Source organism: Cupriavidus sp. 05T313 (assembly GCF_056396665.1).
Map to the genome: position 1 here is coordinate 1 of NZ_JBFTLX010000540.1, position 921 is coordinate 921.

Below are 921 nucleotides of genomic sequence, written 5' to 3' on the forward strand. Positions count from 1 at the left end.
TCCTTGGCGCCGGCCACGTCGCCCACCGTCTTGGCGACCGCCTCGCCGGCGGCCTGGGCGGCGGCCATCATGTCGGACTGCTTGTTCAGCACCTGGTCCAGGTTGGGGTTCTTGCCGACCGTGCTGTTGGTGCCGGCGGTGTCCCGCCGCAGGTCGGCCAGGTCCTGCTTCTGGTTGGCCTGGTCCTTGATGGTGATGGYGCCTCCGGCCACTGCGCTGCGTGCCGCGCCGTCCTGGCTGCCGCTCTCGTGCTGCGGGATCATCGGGTTGATGCCGCCGGTGTTCTTGCCGGAGGTCTGGCCGCTGTTGCTCTGACCGGWGGGTGCGCCAAGTGCCCCGCCTGCCGWGAGGCCMGCGGAAGTCGCGCTGTAGTCCGAGTGGTTGGCGATGTCGCTCCAGGTGAGCGTGCCGGTGGTCAGGCTGTTCTTGTCCTTGCCTGCCTCGCTGGCGATSACCGCGCCATGCAGGTCGGTATTGCCCTTGACGGYGATATCGAAACCGTCCTTGCCGGCCTGGATGCCGGACTGCTCGCTGACGTTGGCGTAGCTGCCATTGGCCTTGCCCAGGCTCGCGGAGAGGCTGCCGGTAGCGCCGGCCTGGCTGATGCTGATACCACCCCCCATGCTCTGCTGCCTGGCACGCATCTCCTCGGTTTCCTGGCGGCTGGCGATATTGAGGTTGCCGCCGGCACTCCCGGTCACCTTGCCGCCAGCGACCATGCCGCCGAGGACATTGGTGTCGTTGCCCGACACGAAGGTGACCGACTCGCGGCCGTTCACATGGCTGTTGGCTTGCGAGATGCCCTGGCTGTCCGAGTTGCCCTTTGCTTTGGAAGCGGAGGCCGATACGCCGAAGCCGGCATTGCCCTGGCCAAGGCCRTACGACACGCCGACGCCGGCGCTTGTGGACTTGTTGGTGCTG

At 67.5% G+C, this 921-nt stretch carries 1 protein-coding gene; it reads right to left on the bottom strand.

All coding sequences use genetic code 11. From position 1 onward, the window contains the following. Positions 1–921, bottom strand: a 921-nt coding sequence (locus AC1DKD_RS41590; protein ID WP_477144781.1) for a hemagglutinin repeat-containing protein, incomplete at both ends; no start/stop codon positions are given.